Origin of the sequence: Gracilibacillus sp. HCP3S3_G5_2 (genome assembly GCF_052063305.1) — a bacterium.
Lineage (GTDB): Bacteria > Bacillota > Bacilli > Bacillales > Amphibacillaceae > Gracilibacillus.
In genome coordinates this window covers 1-512 of record NZ_JBQHXU010000047.1, presented here as the reverse complement: position 1 = coordinate 512, position 512 = coordinate 1, and the positions used below count along the sequence as shown (strand labels likewise).

At 47.5% G+C, this 512-nt stretch carries 2 tRNA genes; both read left to right on the top strand.

The window, feature by feature from the left end:
- The first annotated feature begins 150 nt into the window (after nt 1-150).
- Nucleotides 151-227 (top strand) — tRNA-Ile (locus tag ACTNEP_RS20510).
- 9 nt (nt 228-236) lie between these two features.
- A tRNA-Ala gene (locus ACTNEP_RS20505) sits at nt 237-312 on the top strand.
- Nucleotides 313-512 lie beyond the last annotated feature (200 nt).

Here is a 512-nt window from a genome sequence, read left to right as displayed (position 1 = left end):
GTACGGAGGAGAGGGAAGTTGTGCTAGTCGTTGGGTGCTGGAGCTGGACAATATTACGGAACAACCTACGTTGTAGGTTGCATCATACTGCGTTGTTTGGTTCAGTTTTGAAGGATTAATGTTATAACCTCAAACAAAACCTTTTAGAATGGGCCTGTAGCTCAGCTGGTTAGAGCGCACGCCTGATAAGCGTGAGGTCGGTGGTTCGAGTCCACTCAGGCCCACCATTCTATAAAGGGGCCTTAGCTCAGCTGGGAGAGCGCCTGCTTTGCACGCAGGAGGTCAGCGGTTCGATCCCGCTAGGCTCCACCATACTAATATATGTACCTTGAAAACTAGATAAGAGTAATCAGGAAGTGTAGGCGACTGATCAATAGCGTACGGATAGATCAGACTGACCAAAGCACCGTGTTCTTCTGTGCACAGGGAAGTATGAACTATACGCTAGCTATTAGGAGCCGAAACTAGACTGATGACAAGACATCAAACAAAAACCAACGACTTTTTCATGC